The sequence below is a fragment of the Dorea sp. MB18-49 genome, assembly GCF_023669465.1.
Classification (GTDB): Bacteria; Bacillota; Clostridia; order Lachnospirales; family Lachnospiraceae; genus Dorea_A; species Dorea_A longicatena.
This window is the reverse complement of record NZ_JAMOYX010000005.1, coordinates 31,214-50,384: the sequence shown is the minus strand read 5'-3', so window position 1 is coordinate 50,384 and position 19,171 is coordinate 31,214. Positions and strand designations below refer to the sequence as shown.

The 19,171-nt window shown below is 40.2% G+C and carries 19 protein-coding genes and 6 tRNA genes; 19 read left to right on the top strand and 6 right to left on the bottom strand.

Annotation, left to right across the window (positions count from 1 at the left end; all coding sequences use genetic code 11):
• Positions 1–14 precede the first annotated feature (14 nt).
• The 9 genes from NCY30_RS03325 (at position 15) to NCY30_RS03285 (ending at position 5,155) form a co-directional block, all read left to right on the top strand.
• Positions 15–1,115 carry a GntR family transcriptional regulator gene (locus NCY30_RS03325; RefSeq protein ID WP_130097028.1) on the top strand — a complete coding sequence of 367 codons (1,101 nt, stop codon included), beginning with the start codon at positions 15–17 and terminating at the stop codon, positions 1,113–1,115.
• A gap of 229 nt (positions 1,116–1,344) precedes the next feature.
• Positions 1,345–3,537 (top strand): PTS transporter subunit IIABC, encoded by a 2,193-nt coding sequence (locus NCY30_RS03320; protein ID WP_250818456.1) that lies wholly within the window; start codon positions 1,345–1,347, stop codon positions 3,535–3,537.
• A gap of 34 nt (positions 3,538–3,571) precedes the next feature.
• Positions 3,572–4,414 carry a PRD domain-containing protein gene (locus tag NCY30_RS03315; protein WP_250818464.1) on the top strand — a complete coding sequence of 281 codons (843 nt, stop codon included), beginning with the start codon at positions 3,572–3,574 and terminating at the stop codon, positions 4,412–4,414.
• A 156-nt stretch (positions 4,415–4,570) separates the two neighbouring features.
• Positions 4,571–4,642, top strand: a tRNA-Glu gene (locus NCY30_RS03310).
• Between the two features lie 22 nt (positions 4,643–4,664).
• A tRNA-Thr gene (locus NCY30_RS03305) sits at positions 4,665–4,737 on the top strand.
• A gap of 26 nt (positions 4,738–4,763) precedes the next feature.
• Positions 4,764–4,837 (top strand) — tRNA-Ile (locus NCY30_RS03300).
• 5 nt (positions 4,838–4,842) lie between these two features.
• Positions 4,843–4,916, top strand: a tRNA-Asp gene (locus tag NCY30_RS03295).
• 44 nt (positions 4,917–4,960) lie between these two features.
• Positions 4,961–5,033 (top strand) — tRNA-Val (locus NCY30_RS03290).
• A gap of 36 nt (positions 5,034–5,069) precedes the next feature.
• Positions 5,070–5,155: transfer RNA gene (locus tag NCY30_RS03285), tRNA-Leu, on the top strand.
• 83 nt (positions 5,156–5,238) lie between these two features.
• Here NCY30_RS03285 and NCY30_RS03280 read toward each other — a convergent pair.
• From NCY30_RS03280 to NCY30_RS03270, 3 genes are all read right to left on the bottom strand, one after another.
• Positions 5,239–6,495 carry a tyrosine-type recombinase/integrase gene (locus NCY30_RS03280; protein ID WP_004845968.1) on the bottom strand — a complete coding sequence of 419 codons (1,257 nt, stop codon included), beginning with the start codon at positions 6,493–6,495 and terminating at the stop codon, positions 5,239–5,241.
• Positions 6,488–7,321: a rolling circle replication-associated protein gene (locus NCY30_RS03275; protein WP_173794097.1), complete on the bottom strand. Its 834-nt coding sequence runs from the start codon at positions 7,319–7,321 to the stop codon at positions 6,488–6,490. The genes NCY30_RS03280 and NCY30_RS03275 overlap by 8 nt, the downstream gene beginning before the upstream one ends.
• Positions 7,322–7,463: 142 nt before the next feature.
• Positions 7,464–7,784 carry a hypothetical protein gene (locus tag NCY30_RS03270; RefSeq protein ID WP_118660733.1) on the bottom strand — a complete coding sequence of 107 codons (321 nt, stop codon included), beginning with the start codon at positions 7,782–7,784 and terminating at the stop codon, positions 7,464–7,466.
• A gap of 159 nt (positions 7,785–7,943) precedes the next feature.
• Between NCY30_RS03270 and NCY30_RS03265 the strand changes: the two genes are divergently transcribed.
• Positions 7,944–8,360, top strand: a complete 417-nt coding sequence (locus NCY30_RS03265; protein WP_118660731.1) for a helix-turn-helix domain-containing protein — start codon at positions 7,944–7,946, stop codon at positions 8,358–8,360.
• A gap of 158 nt (positions 8,361–8,518) precedes the next feature.
• Here the strand turns inward: NCY30_RS03265 and NCY30_RS03260 are convergent, their stop codons facing one another.
• Positions 8,519–8,836, bottom strand: a complete 318-nt coding sequence (locus tag NCY30_RS03260; RefSeq protein WP_118660729.1) for a hypothetical protein — start codon at positions 8,834–8,836, stop codon at positions 8,519–8,521.
• A 111-nt stretch (positions 8,837–8,947) separates the two neighbouring features.
• Between NCY30_RS03260 and NCY30_RS03255 the strand changes: the two genes are divergently transcribed.
• The 3 genes from NCY30_RS03255 to NCY30_RS03245 all read left to right on the top strand — a co-directional run bounded on the left by NCY30_RS03255 (position 8,948) and on the right by NCY30_RS03245 (position 10,592).
• Positions 8,948–9,163: a helix-turn-helix domain-containing protein gene (locus NCY30_RS03255; protein ID WP_025656187.1), complete on the top strand. Its 216-nt coding sequence runs from the start codon at positions 8,948–8,950 to the stop codon at positions 9,161–9,163.
• A 124-nt stretch (positions 9,164–9,287) separates the two neighbouring features.
• Positions 9,288–9,605, top strand: coding sequence for a hypothetical protein (locus tag NCY30_RS03250; RefSeq protein WP_081733101.1), 318 nt, complete (start codon positions 9,288–9,290; stop codon positions 9,603–9,605).
• Positions 9,606–9,974: 369 nt separating this feature from the next.
• Positions 9,975–10,592 (top strand): hypothetical protein, encoded by a 618-nt coding sequence (locus NCY30_RS03245; protein WP_006427855.1) that lies wholly within the window; start codon positions 9,975–9,977, stop codon positions 10,590–10,592.
• Between the two features lie 121 nt (positions 10,593–10,713).
• Here the strand turns inward: NCY30_RS03245 and NCY30_RS03240 are convergent, their stop codons facing one another.
• Positions 10,714–11,823 carry a methionine synthase gene (locus tag NCY30_RS03240; protein WP_250818455.1) on the bottom strand — a complete coding sequence of 370 codons (1,110 nt, stop codon included), beginning with the start codon at positions 11,821–11,823 and terminating at the stop codon, positions 10,714–10,716.
• A 253-nt stretch (positions 11,824–12,076) separates the two neighbouring features.
• On the opposite strand from NCY30_RS03240, the gene NCY30_RS03235 reads away from it, so the two are divergent.
• The 3 genes from NCY30_RS03235 to NCY30_RS03225 all read left to right on the top strand — a co-directional run bounded on the left by NCY30_RS03235 (position 12,077) and on the right by NCY30_RS03225 (position 14,628).
• Positions 12,077–12,643, top strand: a complete 567-nt coding sequence (locus NCY30_RS03235; protein WP_250818454.1) for a chromate transporter — start codon at positions 12,077–12,079, stop codon at positions 12,641–12,643.
• Positions 12,640–13,197, top strand: coding sequence for a chromate transporter (locus tag NCY30_RS03230; RefSeq protein WP_237998293.1), 558 nt, complete (start codon positions 12,640–12,642; stop codon positions 13,195–13,197). The genes NCY30_RS03235 and NCY30_RS03230 overlap by 4 nt, the downstream gene beginning before the upstream one ends.
• A gap of 69 nt (positions 13,198–13,266) precedes the next feature.
• Complete coding sequence (locus tag NCY30_RS03225) at positions 13,267–14,628, top strand: MATE family efflux transporter (protein ID WP_250818453.1); 1,362 nt, start codon at positions 13,267–13,269, stop codon at positions 14,626–14,628.
• 132 nt (positions 14,629–14,760) lie between these two features.
• On the opposite strand, the gene NCY30_RS03220 is transcribed toward NCY30_RS03225, so the two are convergent.
• Positions 14,761–15,618 (bottom strand): MurR/RpiR family transcriptional regulator, encoded by an 858-nt coding sequence (locus NCY30_RS03220; protein ID WP_022415208.1) that lies wholly within the window; start codon positions 15,616–15,618, stop codon positions 14,761–14,763.
• Positions 15,619–15,968: 350 nt separating this feature from the next.
• On the opposite strand from NCY30_RS03220, the gene NCY30_RS03215 reads away from it, so the two are divergent.
• From NCY30_RS03215 to NCY30_RS03205, 3 genes are all read left to right on the top strand, one after another.
• Complete coding sequence (locus NCY30_RS03215) at positions 15,969–17,366, top strand: alanine/glycine:cation symporter family protein (protein WP_022415209.1); 1,398 nt, start codon at positions 15,969–15,971, stop codon at positions 17,364–17,366.
• A gap of 175 nt (positions 17,367–17,541) precedes the next feature.
• On the top strand, positions 17,542–18,657 hold the full coding sequence (gene ald / locus NCY30_RS03210; protein ID WP_022415210.1) for an alanine dehydrogenase: 1,116 nt from the start codon (positions 17,542–17,544) through the stop codon (positions 18,655–18,657).
• A gap of 79 nt (positions 18,658–18,736) precedes the next feature.
• Positions 18,737–19,159, top strand: a complete 423-nt coding sequence (locus NCY30_RS03205; RefSeq protein ID WP_243121263.1) for a 4Fe-4S binding protein — start codon at positions 18,737–18,739, stop codon at positions 19,157–19,159.
• Positions 19,160–19,171 lie beyond the last annotated feature (12 nt).

Sequence of the window (19,171 nt, the reverse complement as noted above, 5' to 3'; positions counted from 1 at the left end):
TATATGGAGAGGTTATGAAGAACACGAATCAGGAAGGCTTAAAATATCAAAAATTATATAACTGGGCACATACCTTGATCACGAGTGGAGTGATCAAGAATATGGATAAGTTTCCTTCAGAGACGAGTCTGCAGAAGAAATTTGGCTATTCCAGACAGACCGTAAGGACAGCACTGCAGCAGCTGGAAGAAGAAGGTCTGATCACCCGTGTGAGGGGAAGTGGAACGTATGTGTCTTATGAGGGACAGTTGATTGATGACAACCGTCCGCAGGTAGGGTTACTTTTGAGCTATTATTCCGAATATCTCTTTCCAGAGGTATATGACGGAATAGAATCATCCCTGAGCGAAAAAGGATATCGGATTGGTGTAGCGATTACAAAGAATCGTCTGAATGATGAGGCAGCGTATCTGGAAGGAATGCTTAAGAACAATGTATCAGGACTGATCATAGAAGGGTCACGCTCTGCATTTCCGAACCCGAATATCCGTCTGTATGAAGAGATTAAGAAAAGAAATATCCCTACAATTTTTATTCATAACCATTATGAAAATATGGCATTTGACAGTGTGGAAATGTCCGATACACGGGCAGCGTATGAACTTACCAGGATATTGATCGAACATGGACACCGGAAAATTGGAGGAATCCTGAAATATGATGACATGCAGGGGATTGCACGTTATAAGGGATTTATACAGTGTATGTCCGATTATGGCATCAAATACGATGACGACTGTATCCGCTGGTATTCCACAAGAGAAATGGAAGATAAGTTCAGTAAAAAAGGACTTGCACATATTTACCGTCATACCAGGGAGTGTACAGCACTTCTGATCTACAATGACGAAGTCGCATGGGTGTATCTGGAGTTCCTGGAAGAAAGGGGAATACATGTTCCGGAAGATCTGTCTGTTGTATCCTTTGATGATGCGGAATTACAGGATACGACAGATATAAAATTGCTCTCTGCCATACATCCGAAAAATAAGCTGGGGCGGATTACGGGAAATCATCTGCTGCGTATGATGGATGATGAGAACTGGCAGACAAAGAATTATGCATATCGCTTTCCAGCAAAATTAAATGACGGAAATTCGGTGAGAAAGTTATAAAAAAATAAATGAGTGGATTGACAGAATATGTGAATGGTGATATTATATTAATATAGTATGTTACTTGTTAGTGAACGAGGCATTAACTATGTATAAATTAGTAGTATTTATGCAGAGTTAGTGCCTCTTTTTTGTATTTATAATGATGTGAAAATCATCATCACGTATAGCATCTTCAAAAGAGCCTACACTATGCATAGATACCTGTACAAAGAAAAGGAGAAAAACTATGAAAGACAAAATCTTTGGCGTATTGCAAAGAGTAGGGCGAAGCTTCATGCTCCCGATCGCAATCCTTCCGGTAGCAGGATTGCTCCTTGGCCTTGGTAGTTCTTTTACCAATGCCACAACGATCGCAACTTATGGACTGCAGGGAATCTTAGGAGAAGGAACACTTCTTCATTCGCTGCTGATCATCATGAACAAAGTCGGAAGTGCAATTTTCGACAACCTTCCGCTTATCTTTGCCGTTGGCGTAGCCATCGGTATGGCAAAGAAGGAGAAAGAAGTTGCAGCGTTATCTGCACTGATCGCATACTTTGTTATGCACATTTCTATTAACAGTATGCTTGAAATCAGTGGTAAGATCGCGGCAGACGGAACCATTTCCAAGAATGTGCTTGAAGGAACGATTGCTTCGGTATGTGGAATTAATACACTGCAGATGGGTGTGTTTGGCGGTATCATTGTAGGTCTTGGTGTTGCGGCACTTCACAACCGTTTCCACAAGATCGTACTGCCGAATGCGTTATCATTCTTCGGCGGTTCCAGATTCGTACCGATCATTTCAACGATTACTTATATGTTCGTCGGAATCGCAATGTATTTCGTATGGCCAATCGTGCAGAACGGTATCTATGCACTGGGTGGTCTGGTAACAGGAACGGGTTACTTTGGAACACTGATCTTCGGTATTGTAAAACGTGCACTGATCCCATTCGGTCTGCACCATGTATTCTATCTTCCATTCTGGCAGACAGCTGTCGGCGGAACGATGGAAGTCGGCGGAAAGCTGATCCAGGGAGGTCAGAATATCTTCTTCGCACAGCTTGCTGATTCTGCACATATTACGCATTTCAGCGCAGATGCAACGAGATATTTCTCAGGTGAGTTCATCTTCATGATCTTCGGACTTCCGGGAGCGGCACTTGCAATGTACCGTACAGCAAAACCAGAGAAGAAAAAAGCAGCAGGCGGACTTCTTCTTTCCGCAGCACTGACATGTATGTTAACAGGTATCACAGAGCCTCTGGAGTTCTCTTTCCTGTTCGTAGCACCGGTTCTTTTTGCAGTGCAGGTGGTACTGGCAGGTAGTGCATACATGATCGCACATATCCTGAATATTGCGGTAGGACTTACATTCTCCGGTGGATTCTTAGATTTTCTGTTATTCGGTATCCTTCAGGGAAATGCGAAGACAAGCTGGATCAGAATCATTCCGGTAGGAATTATCTATTTCTTCCTGTATTACTTTATCTTCTCATTCCTGATCAAGAAGTTAGATCTCAAGACACCGGGACGTGAAGATAATGACGAAGAGACAAAGCTTTATACAAAAGCAGATGTAAATGCGAGAAAAGCAGGAAATACGGAAGCTGGTGCAACAGCTGGTTCGGAAGATTCACTGAGTGCGGAGATCACAAGAGGACTTGGAGGATCTGCGAACATTGAAGATGTAGACTGCTGTGCGACAAGACTTCGTTGTACGGTAAGCAATCCGGATCTGGTAAATGATGGAATCTTAAAGGCAACCGGAGCATCGGGCGTGGTACACCGTGGACAGGGCGTACAGGTCATTTACGGGCCGAGTGTGACAGTTATTAAGGCGAACCTGGAAGATTATCTGGAACATGCGCCAAAAGAGCTGTATGAGCCACAGAAGGATACAGAAAGTACTGGTCAGAATGCATCAGAAGATGCTACAATAGAAGACAAGGCAGGAGAAAAGAAAGTAGTAGATACAATCGTGATCTCAAGTCCAATCACAGGACTTGCGGCAGATCTTTCCACAACGCCGGATGAAGCATTTGCCGGACGTATGATGGGAGACGGTGCTGTTGTGACACCGGAAGATGCGATCGTAAGAGCACCGGAAGACGGAGAAGTATGCTTCGTATTCGATACCAAGCATGCAATCGGATTCATGACAGAATCCGGAGTAAGCCTTCTGATCCATGTTGGCATTGATACGGTAAAACTGGACGGAAAAGGATTCGAGTGCTTCGTTGAGAACGGACAGGCAGTGAAGAAGGGTGATCCGATGCTGAAGTTGGATCTGGATTATCTGAGAGAGAATGCACCGTCTGTAGCATCACCGGTTCTCTGCACAGAGCTGGAAGACAACCAGAAGATCCGTCTTCTGAATGAAGGTGAGATCAAGGCAGGAGATGAGCTTTTCGCGATTGATATCTATGAAGCGTAAAAGAATCTAATGTGGAAATGCGAGTGGGGATATGATGTACAGGATAGAAAAAGTTTTAAATCATAATACTGTAATGGCCATCCATCAGGATGATCACAAAGAAGTCCTGATCATGGGAAAGGGAGTCGGATTCGGCAGGAAAGTTGCAGAAAGAATCGAAGTAAGACTAGAAGACCGTTTATATTCTCTCCAAAAATATAAAGAACGGGGCGGGGCAAAAGAAATCGTAAAGTCCATCGCACCGGAATTCTTAGAAGTAACGAATGCCGTGCTCGACGAGGCGGAAAAGATATTCGGGAAGATTGACCGTATGGTATTGTTCCCGCTTGCAGACCATATTGCATTTGCAGTAAAACGTATTCAGAATCATGAGCAGATCAGTAATCCGCTCACAGAGGATATCCGTGTATTATTTCACATGGAATTCAAAGCGGCAGAAAGTATCCGCCCGCTTCTTCAAAAGCAGTTTGACATTGATATAGAAGATGATGAGGTTGGATATGTGGCTCTTCACATTCATTCGGCGATAGAGGATGAGAAAGTATCGCAGGCGATGCAGATGGCAAGATCTGTCAGAGAGTGTATCAGCATGGTAGAAGAAGCAATCGGAAAGCCGATCGATATCGCATCGTTATCCTATAACCGTCTGATGAACCATATCCGTTATATGGTAGCAAGAGCCTTAAGCGGTGAGAAGCTGAAGGTGAATATGAATGATTACATGGAAGTGAAATTTCCAGAATCGTTTGGAATGGCACAGGCAGTCTGTGATCAGGTAGGTGAGAGCCTTGGTGTGAAATTAGAAGAAGTCGAGACAGGATATTTGGCGATGCATATTGAAAGAGTCGCTAATGACGAGCGCGAAATAGAAGAATAGAGCACTTCTGAAAATGGCAGAAAATACGCAAAAATAAGTTTTTTTGAAAAAAATAAAAAAAATTCAAAAAAACACTTGCAAAAGGTATTGTGTTATGATAATATAAATCTCGGTCACGCAAGAGAAATAAAAAACACAAAACAGTGACTGAGATATGGCTCCATGGTCAAGCGGTTAAGACATCGCCCTTTCACGGCGGTAACACGGGTTCGATTCCCGTTGGAGTCACTGCCTAAGCAATTAGGTAAATGCCGATGTGGCTCAATTGGCAGAGCAGCTGATTTGTAATCAGCAGGTTATCGGTTCGAGTCCGATCATCGGCTTAGTCCTTACGGGACTTAAAGATTTTGGACCTTTAGCTCAGTTGGTTAGAGCAATCGGCTCATAACCGATCGGTCCTGGGTTCGAGTCCCCGAAGGTCCATGAATGGCCCAGTGGCTCAGTTGGTTAGAGCGCCGCCCTGTCACGGCGGAGGTCGAGAGTTCGAGTCTCTTCTGGGTCGCTTGCTTGTCACTTTTAGTGAGCAGGCGATAAACAATTACATATGGGATCATAGCTCAGCTGGGAGAGCATCTGCCTTACAAGCAGAGGGTCATAGGTTCGAGCCCTATTGGTCCCATTTCGTGATAGTAAGTTATCACGATTCATCTTGTATGCCGCAGTGGCGGAACTGGCAGACGCACAGGACTTAAAATCCTGCGGGACTAACCTCTCGTACCGGTTCGATTCCGGTCTGCGGCATTAGTTAAAAATGGGAGAAACGTTGAATTTACAGCGTTTCTCTTATTTTTTTGTTTTAAAATGTTTGAACACCTTTGAACACTTTATGATGAAATACCAAGATTCTGAAAAGCAAGCCTGTCATTCTTCCTCTTATTGACATTCCGCAAGTAATGCAATGTTGTAGCTGTCTCACTATGTCCCATTAAATAACTAAGGGTTGTAAGATTATTTCCGTCAAAAGCTGTTGAAGCATTGTAAAAGCGGATTTTATGACTGGAATGATAAGGAACACCGGCTTCTTTGCAATATTTCTTCAAACGGCGATTAAAGCTGTCTGTTGTCATAATCTCGCCGTTGGGTTCAAAGACATATATTCCATTTGGATTTAATTCCTTTGCTTTGTGAAGAATTTTAAGTGCTTCGTCTGTAAGGAACTGTTTACGGAATCCATGAGAAGTATTTCCTTTCATTTGATTTACTACTTTTACTTTTCGGCTTGAGAATGTTAAATCATCATTCAATGTACGTTCACAGGTCGCCTGTCTGTGAAGATATACAAGCCTGTTATTGTAGTCAATATCTTCCCAACGGATAGCTTTTGTTTCTCCAACACGGATAAACAGATAGAAAGATAACTGTATTGCAAGAGAATATGGCTCTATGATACACCGAAGATAATTTAATAACTTATGCGTATCATCACGGGAAAATACATTGTCACTTTGTACTTCTACTGGCTTATAGGTAAACTGTTTGAAATTCACATCAGAGACAGGATTATGTGATATAATTTCTTCTTCGATCGCATAACTCATGATTCCATTCAAAACAGAACGGGCATTACTGACTCGCTTGTGCGTGAACTGTCGGTCTTTTGTAGCTTCTCTGAAAAAGCGGATAAGCGTGATTGGTTTGATTTCGCCTATCTTCATTTTAACAAGTTCTGTATCTTTGAAAAATCTATTCCATTCAGATACATATTCTTGAATTGTTTTTGCTTTTACGGAAGTATAATCTCTTTTATACAAAAGCCATTCAGCATATAATTCTTCTAGTGTGACATTCTGACGGTTTTCAGCTTTCTGCTTTTCGATATAAAATCTGATGATTTCTTTTTCAAGGTTCTCTTTACTCTTCCTCTTAACAGGACGGCGTTTGTTAGGTTTGGTTTCATCGGGTAAATAAGTACGCCAGCTTTTTTCTGATTCCGAGTAATAAATTTCATATTTGTGATTCTTCAAGATTTTTTTATTTGCCATAATTTTAAAATCTTTGAAGACTTCATCTGTGGTCATGTTAGCACAGGTGGCTAACGTATTCAATAATGTTATATCTGAAAACGTAACGGGATTATCCATAAGATTCCCCCTTTACGCAAGGATTTTCTTTTTTAATTTTGATGTAGATAACACTGCTGTCCTTTAAGCATGAACCAGTAGATAAGAAAGCGTTGGTATCGTAAATTTGCCTTGTGTATTCTTTCTGAAAGACGATATTTTCTTTTTGTAAGTCATGTAAAATGTCTTCGGTCAGCATGACTTTTGTTTCGTGTGGAACTTTCAGATTTTGAGATTTAAAAAAGGCTTTTTTCTTATGTTCTTTCAAATCAAGGTCTTTTCCAAAATACTTGCTAAGATAACGACCTCTGTTTTCTTTGCTGTCTACATCAATGCGATTGATTTTAATAAATCCATGTGACCATAAATTCTGTAATTTTTCTTTTGCTATATACGGAAAATCAAAGAAAATAACATGATAATGGATTGCTCCACGCTTCTGTTTCTCCCACGTTGCAAGGTATTTTAATAACTGGGTTTTGGTATGGTACAAATAATAATTTAATCGCTGGATAAAATACTTAAATTCTCGGTTAGTTATCAGGATTTCCTGAATGTTTTCTTTAAATGTCAGCGTTACAAATTTTGTTTTGTTATCAAAGTTGCAGTCAACAATACGGGCAATATCCCAACGAGCCTGTTCGTAATGCTTCTGCTTGCGTTTTAAACTGTCATATTGCTTATGAGCTGACATTTCATCAAATTTTTTTCGGTTACTTGTGTCTGTTAAATCTGCCTTTTCTTTCGAGTGAATAAAAATAGGGTTTTCGTAAATATATACTTCTTTTGTAGTAGGAGTTTCAATGATTTTCGTATTGTATGCAAAACACTCTTTTGTTTTGCTCACGAATCTCACCTCATATCCCAATTTTTGTAATGAATGTTCCGATTGTTTTCGGAAGATGTTGTTTTATATATCAAGTATAGAGGTCAGCCAGTTCAGCACCTATGACGTTGTCCGGCACTGACTGGCTGACATAGTAGGGAAATTATTTCATTCCCACTTTTCTGATATTAGAAGCTTCTGCTTTGACAGAAAGACGTCCATTATAGAGACTAGCCCAAGTATGTAATCCATCAAATGAGACTGGAATCTGCCCTTTTTGTTCAAGTTCTTCGTTGGTAACAATCGCTGTGTTAGCTTTAATGCCTACTTTGACTTTTTCAAACTTTAATTTTGGGAGAAGAACTGTATAGTAGAATCCTAATTTTTCTTTTGTAGAAAAGTCTACCCAGTCAGAAACTTCTACTAACTGAAAGTCCTCTTGCAGTTTGTCTGGATTTAAAATAAAGTCATTTCCTCTAATCATCGTTTCACCTCCTTATATATATCTGATTATCAGATATTAAGATAACCTTATGATAAAACAAGCGTAGCAGAATGTCAATAGAAAATATCTGAATATCCGATAAAAAGATTGACAGAGAAAATTTGATGAAATATAATGTGCTTATAAAGGAGGTTCGCTATGAATAAAATAAAAGAATTGCGGAAAGAAAAGAATATAACCGTTGCGGAACTTGCAAAAGAATTAGGCATTTCACAAAGTATGCTTACGAACTATGAAAATGGAAACGGAACGCCGAGAGATGAATCTATATGGGAAAAATTATCACAGATATTCGGCGTGAGTAAAAGCCACGTTATGGGATTAACTACGGACATTGAAACAGCAAATAAGACAAAAAAGTTGAAAGTGGTTGTGGATACATCTCAGCCGATCTCAATACAACCGAAGAATCAGACAGACCTTGATGTATTGATAAAACTGGATTTGATAGACAGTGAAGACATGGAAGAAGTGTCAGCATTTCTTGATAAACTGTTAGCACAGGAGAAATATGAGGGACGGAGAGAATCAAACGTTAAATATGTTGTTGAGTAGAAAATGCTTCCCAGCCGTCCACTTGCCCAGTCGACCCGCCGCCCTGTTAGGAACCGTCGCACTGGGCATCCTTGCGGAACGTTAGTTTGCGAAAATACGAACAAAAGAATATAAGGAGAGGGAATAGCCGATACTACTTCAAAAGCAGTAATAGAGTGCTATTCTTTTTTATTATATTCAATGGTTGTAGTTCGGAATGGCTTGCTATTATTGTGCAAGTAATAAGTTGGATAATAGAGCTTGATTTCCAAGGTGGTAGGTGTACCGTTAATTTTGTTATGTTCGTTTTCAATGTCTTTGATTACTCCATCAATTCCCCAACATTTGTAAACAATTACAGTCAATTCAGTATCTCTGGTATCTGCACTGCTAAGGGACATGCTGTTAGTAATATGATAGTCCGGCAGTCTGAGATAATTATAGAGAACGGTCAGTAAACAGAGCATTGTGATTGTTGCTATGATTTTCTTTTTCATGTACATACCTCTTTTGTGTTATTAACAAAGGACTGACTATATAGTACCTCACTATATAGTGAATTACTACATAAAGATTTAATAAATATACTTTATGTAGAGGTGCGGAACATGAATTATGGACATTTAGAATTAAGAATAGAAGAACTGTTACAAGAAAAAGGTATCAGTAAGAATACGATTTGTAAGGAACTTGACATACCGAGGTCAAATTTCAATAGATATTGCAGAAATGAATTTCAAAGACTGGACGCAAATTTAATCTGTAAACTATGCAACTATTTTGAATGTGAAATTGGTGAGTTAATTCGATATGTAAAAGAATAAAGTGATAAATGGGTATGCGGAAATAAAAAATATTCGCATACCTTTTTAATTGAATATTTTATAAAATGGAATTATACTGTGTATAACATGAAACAGACAAATCGGAATTTGAAAGGATGATGATATGATGGATAAATTAAAAAAGAACATGGTTTTCTACCTACTGTTGCTGATAGATTTTTATATCGTTCCTTGGTTTATAAAAAACACAGGAAGTGCAATGATTGTTATGTTAGTAATTATTCCTCTAATATGTTTAATAACCTCTGTTTTTTATGGGATTAGGAATGGTTTTAACTTCTGGTATATTTTGATTGTAGCAATAATGTTTGCGCCATCTATATTTATATTTTATAACTCAAGTGCATGGGTTTATGTAGTTGGATATGCTGTTATTGCATTATTGGGAAATTTAATAGCATTGCCATTAGGAAAAAGATAACTTCAAGTTTGTATGCGACAAACGTTTGAACACTTTTTGAACACCGCAACCGTGATGAAGTCTTCAAAGCCCCTTTCTATCAGTATTTGAGATTAAGTAAAACGGTTCGATTCCGGTCTGCGGCATTAAGTAAAAATGGGAGAAACGTTGAAATTACAGCGTTTCTCTTATTTTTGTTTCAAAAAGCTTGAACACATTTGATCACTTTATGATAAAATACCAAGATTCCGATTTTCTATTAAATTTTCTTGAAAAATATTGACCTTCAAGTTACTTGATCGTTTACATTATAAGCAAGAAAAAGAAGTTTCTCGCAATGAAAGCGAGGCAAGTGTAAAGATTAAGTAGAAGAAAGGCGGGCGTAAGAGTATGAAAGAGAAAATGAGAAAAGTAAGATATCCAATGTTGATTGTGTGGGGAATATTTATGGGAGCTGCAGGAACAGCAGGAGTAAAATCATCGTGGCATGTAATACCTGGCTGGTTGATAGGTGTTATTGTCATATTGGGAATCATGGTGATGTTAACCTGGATGATTTCAGGGAAAAATGATAAGTCAATAAAAACACCTGAGAAGGAAACGGAAAAATTAACATCAAAGTACAATTCAGAAATTTCCGTTATTTCAAAAGCAGTAGAAGAGCCTGTGGAGTTGGAATTTTGGGGAAAACGAAATGGTATTGATCAATTTAGAGTAAAAAGTATCGCTGGACGGAATATTGTGAGTGATCATGTTCTGTTGATTAGTTTTGATGGTTCAGAAGTCAGGGATGTGGCATTAGATGCAGTTGTAACAGGGAAAGAACATTCGGAGTATTTTGGAAAGATTGAAATGCTTTATTGTAAGAGACAGCAGGAACATTGTGGGACGGAGAAACTTAAAACGGAAAAAATTGATAAAGTGATACTGAGTAAGGAACAATGGGAAAAAGAAACAGGAAAAATAAAATTATTGGAATTATGGAATTGTATTCCATTTGAAAAATAGTATGAAATACGGGAATATAGAAGGCAGTTATGAATAGCTGCCTTCTTACTATGTAAAGAAGCACTGATTTTGATTGCCATGCATTTGAAAGAAGCTGCCACTGGCAGCTTCTCTTGCGTTTTTACAGAAAATCCTGACAAGATACCAGAAGATCAATCTTCTTCCACTGTGTCTCTTCATCAATACAGTTGCCCTCTTCAACGGAAGCAAAGCCACATTGCGGAGAAAGTGCGATCTTCTCTCCGACTACGGAGCGGGCTTCGGCATAACGTTTTTTAAGAAAATCATGATCTTCCAGAATCGGGTTCTTGGTAGAGATTAATCCTGCGACAAAGATAGCATCCTTATCTTTCAGGACAGACCATGGAGCAAAGGAACCGGAACGGGCATCGTCGTATTCCACGAAGAATGCGTCATACGGAATTTCAGCGATTACCGGGGCAACGGAATCGTAAAATCCATGGAACAGAGGATTTCCCTTGAAGTTTCCTTTACAGAAATGTGTTGCAATAAAGAAATCTTCCGGTTTGTGTTCCAGAGCTTTTGTTGATACAAGCTGGAACCAGTTCAGAATCTGTCCTTTTGTATATCCAAGAGCAGTTATCTTTTTCTGGAAGTTCTCATCGATGAGATAAGTCCATGATGTATCATCAATCTGAAGATAACGGCAGCCATGGTCGTAGAAATCTAAAATTGCATCCTGATAGGCTTTTGCAATATCATCGATCAGTGCATGGATGTCTGTCCCGTAATAAGGTGTCTCTTTATTACCAAGCTGAAGGAAGTGATCAATCAGGATCATATTCGGGCCGGAAATACATTTTTTAGCCGTAATACCGTCATATTTTTGTGTCAGAGAATGAAGATAGTCCCACGCACAAAGCTCCGGATGTGCCTTGTTCTTATCATAGAAGAATTTACCGGTAACGGTTCCAAGCTCAATTTCATTACTGGTTCCATTGATTTCTTTTGTGAAATGAATGGTATCGAATCCATCAAATTCTTTGAGCCAGTCCAAATGCCACCACCTGCGGCGGAATTCTCCGTCTGTTACATATTTCAAACCGTGTGCTACTTCCTTTTCTACCAGTGATGCGATTGCAAGATCTTCGGCTTGTGTTAATTCTTCTTTTGTAATCTTACCGTCTTTATAAGCTTTACGTGCTTCTTTAATTTCTGCAGGTCGTAAAAAAGAACCTACAATGTCATAAGTTAATGTGTCTTTTATCATATGAAAACCTCCGATTTTTTGATTATTTGTCTTTGCTTAGTTGATGATTTTATTATGCCAGATGTAATAGTTTTTTGCATAATACTTAAAATTGTGGGTTTGATATAGTTTTAAACTATAACATATGAAAAAGAAGATCAAAATTGCTGTTTGTGGATATTTAAAAATTTTTTATTATCTTAAAAAGTGTATAATATAAATATGACATGTGTTACATTAGAGTTGAAATCACAGGAGAAAAAGGAAATCGAATATGAACAGCAGAAAAAAAGTCTTATGGAAGATATTCATTTCAACATTATATTTAAGTGCATTTACATTCGGCGGTGGCTACGTGATCGTGAGTTTGATGAAGAAGAAATTCGTAGATGAACTTCACTGGATCGAAGAGAAAGAAATGCTGGATCTGGTTGCAATCGCACAGTCTTCACCCGGGGCGATTGCGATAAATGGAGCGATTGTCGTAGGATATAAGCTTGCGGGGATTACCGGTGTACTGGTATCGATCATTGGAACAATTATTCCGCCATTTGTTATTATATCGTTGCTTTCTGTCTGCTATAATACATTTCGCAGTAATGAGCTGGTAAGTCAGATGCTGGAAGGCATGCAGGCGGGAGTCGGAGCGGTGATTGCATCGGTGACGTATGAGATGGGAACAGGTGTAGTGAAGGAAAAAGACGGAATCTCGCTGCTGATCATGGCAGGTGCATTTGTGGCATCCTGTGTATTTGAGGTAAATGTTGTGTATATTGTGATCATATGTGGATTGTTGGGTGTCTTACGCACATGTATGAGCAGGAAAGGAGCAGGCAAATGATATATCTGCAGCTTTTCTTAAGTTTTTTACAGGTTGGGATGTTCAGCTTTGGTGGTGGCTATGCGGCGATGCCCCTGATACAGGGACAGGTTGTGACGGGACATCATTGGCTTAGTATGTCAGAATTTACGGATCTTATTACAATCTCTCAGATGACACCGGGACCGATCGCAGTGAATTCAGCAACCTTTGTCGGAATCAAGATTGCAGGGATACCGGGTGCTCTGGCGGCAACATTTGGATGCATTCTGCCCTCGTGTATTATCGTAACTGTCATTGCAAAACTCTATTTAAAATATCGCAGCATGGAGGTACTGCAAGGTGTGCTGGGGTCTTTAAGACCTGCAGTTGTGGCGATGATCGCGGCGGCAGGAATCTCAATCCTGATCACGGCATTCTGGGGAAGCAGGGATCTGATCATAGTTACAGGGACGAAGTGGAGTCTGGTACTGATTTTTGCAGTCTGCATGATATTACTTCGAAAAGTGAAAATGAATCCAATATGGGTGATGATACTGGCCGGAGTGATGAAAGTGGGAATATCACTCATTTAAAGGTGGATGAAAGGGAAAAATACGCCGGAAAAAACAAAAAATGTGGAAAAAGCAAGAGAGGAACAAAAAATGGGGGAAAAAACGATTGAAAAAAATGCGATCACGGAAGGTGTTATCTGGAAACAGTTGTTGATATTCTTTTTTCCAATCATGCTGGGAACATTGATCCAGCAATTATATACAACGGTAGATACGATCATAGTGGGACGTTTTGTGGGAAAAGCGGCACTTGCCAGTGTCGGCGGACCGGCAGCAGTATTATCAACGATCGTGGTTACATTCTTTAATGGTCTGGCGAATGGAGCCGCGGTTATCATCGCACAATATTATGGTGCAAAGGACAGAAAGAGTCTGCATGTGGGACTACATACGGCATATTTGTTCTCTATTGTGATCAGTCTGATCGTATCGCTGGTTGGTACAGTGTTGACACCGTGGCTGCTTACAATTATGAATACACCGCAGGATATGATGGCAGATTCCACAATCTATCTCAGAATTTATTTTATGGGAATTCTGTTCACACTGGTCTACAATATGGGAGCAGCAATCATGAGAGCGGTCGGTGATTCCAGAAGACCACTTTTGTATCTGCTGGTCTGTTGTGTGATGAACATCATCCTGGATATCGTTATGGTGGTAGGAATGAAGATGGGAATTGCCGGAGCTGCACTTGCAACTGTGATTTCGCAGTGTGTCAGTGCAATTCTGGTTACATGGTCGCTGACCAGGGCATATGATGCTATGAAATTAAAGTTCCGAGAGCTTCGGATGGATGCCAGAGTATTGAAAAAAGAATTGAAGATCGGTGTTCCGGGAGCGCTTCAGGCATGTGCATACGGTGTGACGAATGTGGTGATCCAGGCATCGGTCAACAGCTTTGGTACGGATACCGCTGCTGGATGGGCAGCTTATGGAAAGCTTGACTTGATCTTCTGGACGGTATCGAGTGCGCTTGGAGCAGCAGTGACGACATTTGCCGGACAGAATTACGGAGCAGGAAAGATGGACAGGGTATATAAGAGCATCCGGGTGAATGTGGTGATCTCTTATATATTTACGGGAGCGATTATTGTAATACTTTTTGTATTCTGCGAGCCATTATATCATATGTTCACGGCAGATCCGAAAGTTATTGAGATCGGAGTATATATGTTGCGTTTCCTGATACCGAGTTATCTGTTAAGTGTACTACTTGAAAATCTGTCGGGAGGCCTGCGCGGGCTGGGAGATGTATTCTGGCCGACGATATTTACGTTTGGAGGATTGTTCTTTGTAAGACTTCCGTGGATCATGATTCTTACGAAGATCCATCATGAGGTGGAAGTTCTGCTGATCAGCTATCCGCTTGCATGGGGAGGGACACTGTTGTGTCTGATCCCGTATTATTTCTGGCGAAAGAAAAAGAGAATGAAACTGGCAGGAAGATAGAGACAAAAAAGAGCTTGTGAAAAAACAGATAAATGTTTTATCACAGGCTCTTTTTATCGCCATGCGTTCGTAAGGAGCTGCCAGTGGAAGGTCCTGTAGATTGCCATATGTCCGGAAAAAGCTGCCGGTATATTAGTAATTTCCAAGTTTATTCAGATATTTATCAATGATATTCAGCCTTTTTTCAATCCCTTTTGCTCTGTGGCTGATGATTTCAAGCAGAGCCTCTGTTACAAACTGTGGTCCGATCATAGAATTGAAAAATGTATTACTGTCTACAGGTACTGTAAGAAGTATGTCGGCATATTTCGCAAGAAGAGAACTTGGTTTGTCCGTAATGACTATAATAGAGGCACCGGCGTCATGTGCCATCTCTGCAGTTACTTCATCCTGCGAAGAATAACGAGGAAAACTGAACAGTACCAGACAATCTGTATGTGAGATGTTACACATATGGTCGATCGGACTCATAGAAGTGGTGGTTGTCATAGTCACATGCGGAACCATCTGCTTCAGATACAGGAGAAAGAAATCCGCAAGACAGATATTGCCTCTTGTTGCTGCAATATATTTGTGCTTGCTGGAGACAATGAGATCAGCAGCCTGCTCAAATGTCTCGATAGAATTCTGAATAAAGATTTCTTCCAGGTTATGTGCGGCATTCTTAAAATGCCGGTTGATATAATCAGAAGAGGTGTCTAATTTGGCCTGCTTTGCGATACGCTGGGATGGGACCGTAATACTGCTGGAAATGCTGAGTACCTTATCCTGATAATCTTTACGCAATGCTTTCTGAAAATCCATAAAGCCGTCAAATCCGATCGTACGGCTGAAACGGATCACGGAAGATTCACTTACCCCAAGTTTTAATGCGATCTCCGTTGATGTCATAAAACAGGCTTCCGAAGCATTATCCAGAACATATTCTGCAATGATCTTTTGTGTCTTGGTAAGATGTGCAGAATGAAGCAATTCCTTCATATCTTTCATAATATAGTTCCTCCGAAAGTAATATTGATAATTAGATTTAAACATGAATCTGCAAAAGTTGCAAGACAGAGAACGTGGAAAAGGGAAAAATCACTCGGAAATGCGAAAAAAAGAGGCAAAAACTTATAGATAATGATAATTTTTTGTCGTTATTTATATATCATGTAAATGAAGCATGCTCCAATCTTTTTGAGTCTAAATCGTCAAAAACATAAAAAATATTGTGCATAATGCATAAAAAGATATGTGAAAATAATAACATATATGTAAAATGTGCAAAAATAATTATATACAAAAAAACAAAGGTATGCTATTATCAAGGCATCGAACGACGAAAGAGAGGAAAAGAAATGTTACAAACAATTGAAAACGTGAATGCGGCCGTTAACAATTTCGTCTGGGGGGTTCCGGCAATGGTCTGTATCATCGGTGTAGGGCTTGTACTTTCAGCTCGTACAGGATTTATACAGTTCCGAAAATTTGGGTATGCCATTAAGAATTCTATCGGACGTATCTTCACAAAGTCAGAAGCGAAAGAAGGTAGTATCACTCCATTCCAGGCAGTGTGTACGGCGCTTGCGGCAACGGTAGGAACGGGAAATATTGCCGGAGTTGCCGGTGCGATTGCAATCGGAGGAGCAGGAGCAGTGTTCTGGATGTGGGTGTCCGCATTGCTTGGAATGTGTACGAAGTTCTCAGAAGTTACACTTGCGGTTCATTACAGAGAGAAGAATGCAGAGGGAGATTATGTTGGGGGCCCGATGTATTATATCAAGAACGGTCTTGGCAAGAAATGGTACTGGATGGCTTCGGTCTATGCGATCCTTGGAAGTTTGACAGTACTCGGAACAGGAAATGCAACACAGGTAAATACCATTACGACATCCATCGATTCAGCACTTATAAGCTACAATGTGATTGATGACGCACAGATAAGTATGGTGAATCTGGTGATCGGAATTGTGATTGCAGCACTGGTAGCGGTTGTTTTACTTGGTGGAGTAAAACGTATCGGTACCGTAACAGAGAAGCTGGTTCCATTCATGGCAGTATTCTATATCATCCTTGCAATCGGAGTAGTTGTACTGAATGCAGACAAAGTTCCACATGTATTTGAGATGATCTTTGTAGGAGCATTTAACCCGTCCGCATTTACCGGCGGTGTGGTTGGAAGCATGTTTATGACTATGAGACGTGGTGTTTCCAGAGGTATCTTCTCGAATGAGGCCGGAATTGGTACCGGATCGATCGCACATGCATGTGCAGATACAGATGAACCTGTAAAACAGGGAATGTTCGGAATCTTTGAAGTATTTGCTGACACGATCGTGATCTGTACACTGACAGCACTGGTTATCCTTTGTGGAGGCGAAGGAATCCAGTACGGCGTGGCAGCAGGTGCGGAGCTTACCATCTCAGGATTCGTAACAACGTATGGAAGCTGGGTGACGATCTTTACTGCAATTGCAATGTGCTGTTTCGCATTCTCAACGATTCTTGGATGGGGACTTTACGGAGCAAGATGTGTCGAGTTTGTATTTACAACAAAGGTTGTGAAACCATTTATGATCGTGTATGCGTTGGTCGCAATCCTTGGTGCAACAGTGGATCTTGGTATCATCTGGGGAATTGCAGATACCTGTAATGGTCTGATGTCTATCCCTAACTTGATCGCATTATTCCTGTTGTCAGGAACAGTGGCAAAACTGGTAAAAGATTACTTTGCAAAACAAGAGAAAAAGAATTAGAAAGACAAAAAAATAACTTACTAGTGAAAAAAATAACTTTTATTGCATTGATAATTGTGTTGTGTTAGTATGAGTTCAGGAAGAGATGAAGAATATTCTTCAACAAAATGGAATTAAGAAAAATAATCTTCATTCAGAAAAGTAAACGGATTAAAATTTTAGGAGGTTTTTCAAAATGAAAGTAGGATGTGTAAAAGAGATTAAAAACAACGAGTTCCGTGTAGGTATGACACCTGATAACGTTAAGAGTTATGTAAATGCAGGACACGATGTTTATATCGAAAAAGGTGCTGGCGAAGGTTCAGGATTCTTAGATGCCGAATATGAGGCAGCTGGGGCTAAGATGATTGATACAGCAAAAGAAGTGTGGGATACAGTTGAGATGATGATCAAAGTAAAAGAGCCGCTTCCGGAAGAATATCCATTATTCCACGAAGGATTGATCCTTTATACATATCTCCACCTTGCAGCTGATAAGCCGCAGACAGACGCGCTCCTTGGAGCAAAGGTAAAAGGTGTTGCTTATGAGACTCTGATCGAAAGAAACGGAAGCATTCCTCTGCTTGCTCCAATGAGTCAGATCGCAGGACGTCTGAGTATTCAGGAAGGTGCAAAATACCTTGAAAAGAGATTCGGTGGAGAAGGCGTTCTCTTAGCAGGAGTTCCTGGAACACCAAAGGCTAACATCGTAATCCTCGGCGGCGGATCTGTAGGAACAAACGCTTGCAAGATCGCAGTTGGAATGGGAGCTAACGTAACAATCATGGATATCAACCTTCAGAGACTTGCTTATCTGGATGATATCTTCGGAGCACGTATTCAGACACTTGTTTCTAACGATGCAAATATTGAAAAAGCTGTAAAAGAAGCAGACCTCGTAATCGGATGCGTTCTGATTCCAGGAAAATCAGCTCCTAAGATCTTCAAGAAAAAATATCTGAAAGAGATGAAACCAGGCGCTGTATTTGTAGACGTTGCCGTTGACCAGGGCGGATGTGGTGAGACAACAAAGGTTACATACCATGATGATCCAATCTTTATTGAAGACGGTGTTGTTCATTACTGTGTAGGCAATATGCCGGGAGCAGTTCCAAGAACATCTACAATCGCACTTACAAATGCAACATTATCCTATGGACTGCAGATTGCAGGAAAGGGACTGGAGCAGGCTTGCAAAGATAACGAAGTTATCTACTCTGCAATCAATACATATGATGGAAAATTAACATGTAAGAACGTAGCAGACAGCTTTGACTGTTATGAATACACAGATATCAAATCTGTTTGTTAATCAAATCGTTATTATACATTATAATAAGAAGAAACTAAAACTAAATCGTCATGCGTTCGAAAGAAGCTGATTAATTCCTATGAGTGGAAAAATGCCGGTATCTTGGGGGGTACCGGCATTCTGTGAATATATCTGTCCGGTCGGAACACTGGAGGGAGGAATCCCGCTCCTTTCCACACATCCGGAACTGCGCCGTGTGATCGGGACATTATTTTCCGTGAAAATGGTAATCCTGGTGATCACACTGGTGGGATGTTTGAGTATCTGCAGGTTTTTCTGCAAAGTGATGTGTCCGCTGGGAGCAATCTATGGACTTTTGAATAAAGTCAGCCTTTTTCATATGGATGTGAATATGGGAAAATGTATACATTGTGGTAAATGTACGCATGTCTGCCCGATGGATGTGGATCCGGTAAAGACACCGGATTCTGCGGAATGTATCCGTTGTGGAAAATGTGTGAGTGCGTGTCCGAAAAAGGCGTTGAAACTTGGAATGAGATAAAAACATTCGTCA

Coding starts and splice junctions, on each gene's coding strand:
- NCY30_RS03325 (WP_130097028.1), top strand. CDS start 15: ATGAAGAACACGAATCAGGAAGGCTTAAAATATCAAAAATTATATAAC.
- NCY30_RS03320 (WP_250818456.1), top strand. CDS start 1,345: ATGAAAGACAAAATCTTTGGCGTATTGCAAAGAGTAGGGCGAAGCTTC.
- NCY30_RS03315 (WP_250818464.1), top strand. CDS start 3,572: ATGTACAGGATAGAAAAAGTTTTAAATCATAATACTGTAATGGCCATC.
- NCY30_RS03280 (WP_004845968.1), bottom strand. CDS start 6,495: ATGGATAATCCCGTTACGTTTTCAGATATAACATTATTGAATACGTTA.
- NCY30_RS03270 (WP_118660733.1), bottom strand. CDS start 7,784: ATGATTAGAGGAAATGACTTTATTTTAAATCCAGACAAACTGCAAGAG.
- NCY30_RS03265 (WP_118660731.1), top strand. CDS start 7,944: ATGAATAAAATAAAAGAATTGCGGAAAGAAAAGAATATAACCGTTGCG.
- NCY30_RS03260 (WP_118660729.1), bottom strand. CDS start 8,836: ATGAAAAAGAAAATCATAGCAACAATCACAATGCTCTGTTTACTGACC.
- NCY30_RS03255 (WP_025656187.1), top strand. CDS start 8,948: ATGAATTATGGACATTTAGAATTAAGAATAGAAGAACTGTTACAAGAA.
- NCY30_RS03250 (WP_081733101.1), top strand. CDS start 9,288: ATGATGGATAAATTAAAAAAGAACATGGTTTTCTACCTACTGTTGCTG.
- NCY30_RS03245 (WP_006427855.1), top strand. CDS start 9,975: ATGAAAGAGAAAATGAGAAAAGTAAGATATCCAATGTTGATTGTGTGG.
- NCY30_RS03240 (WP_250818455.1), bottom strand. CDS start 11,823: ATGATAAAAGACACATTAACTTATGACATTGTAGGTTCTTTTTTACGA.
- NCY30_RS03235 (WP_250818454.1), top strand. CDS start 12,077: ATGAACAGCAGAAAAAAAGTCTTATGGAAGATATTCATTTCAACATTA.
- NCY30_RS03230 (WP_237998293.1), top strand. CDS start 12,640: ATGATATATCTGCAGCTTTTCTTAAGTTTTTTACAGGTTGGGATGTTC.
- NCY30_RS03225 (WP_250818453.1), top strand. CDS start 13,267: ATGGGGGAAAAAACGATTGAAAAAAATGCGATCACGGAAGGTGTTATC.
- NCY30_RS03220 (WP_022415208.1), bottom strand. CDS start 15,618: ATGAAAGATATGAAGGAATTGCTTCATTCTGCACATCTTACCAAGACA.
- NCY30_RS03215 (WP_022415209.1), top strand. CDS start 15,969: ATGTTACAAACAATTGAAAACGTGAATGCGGCCGTTAACAATTTCGTC.
- ald (WP_022415210.1), top strand. CDS start 17,542: ATGAAAGTAGGATGTGTAAAAGAGATTAAAAACAACGAGTTCCGTGTA.
- NCY30_RS03205 (WP_243121263.1), top strand. CDS start 18,737: ATGAGTGGAAAAATGCCGGTATCTTGGGGGGTACCGGCATTCTGTGAA.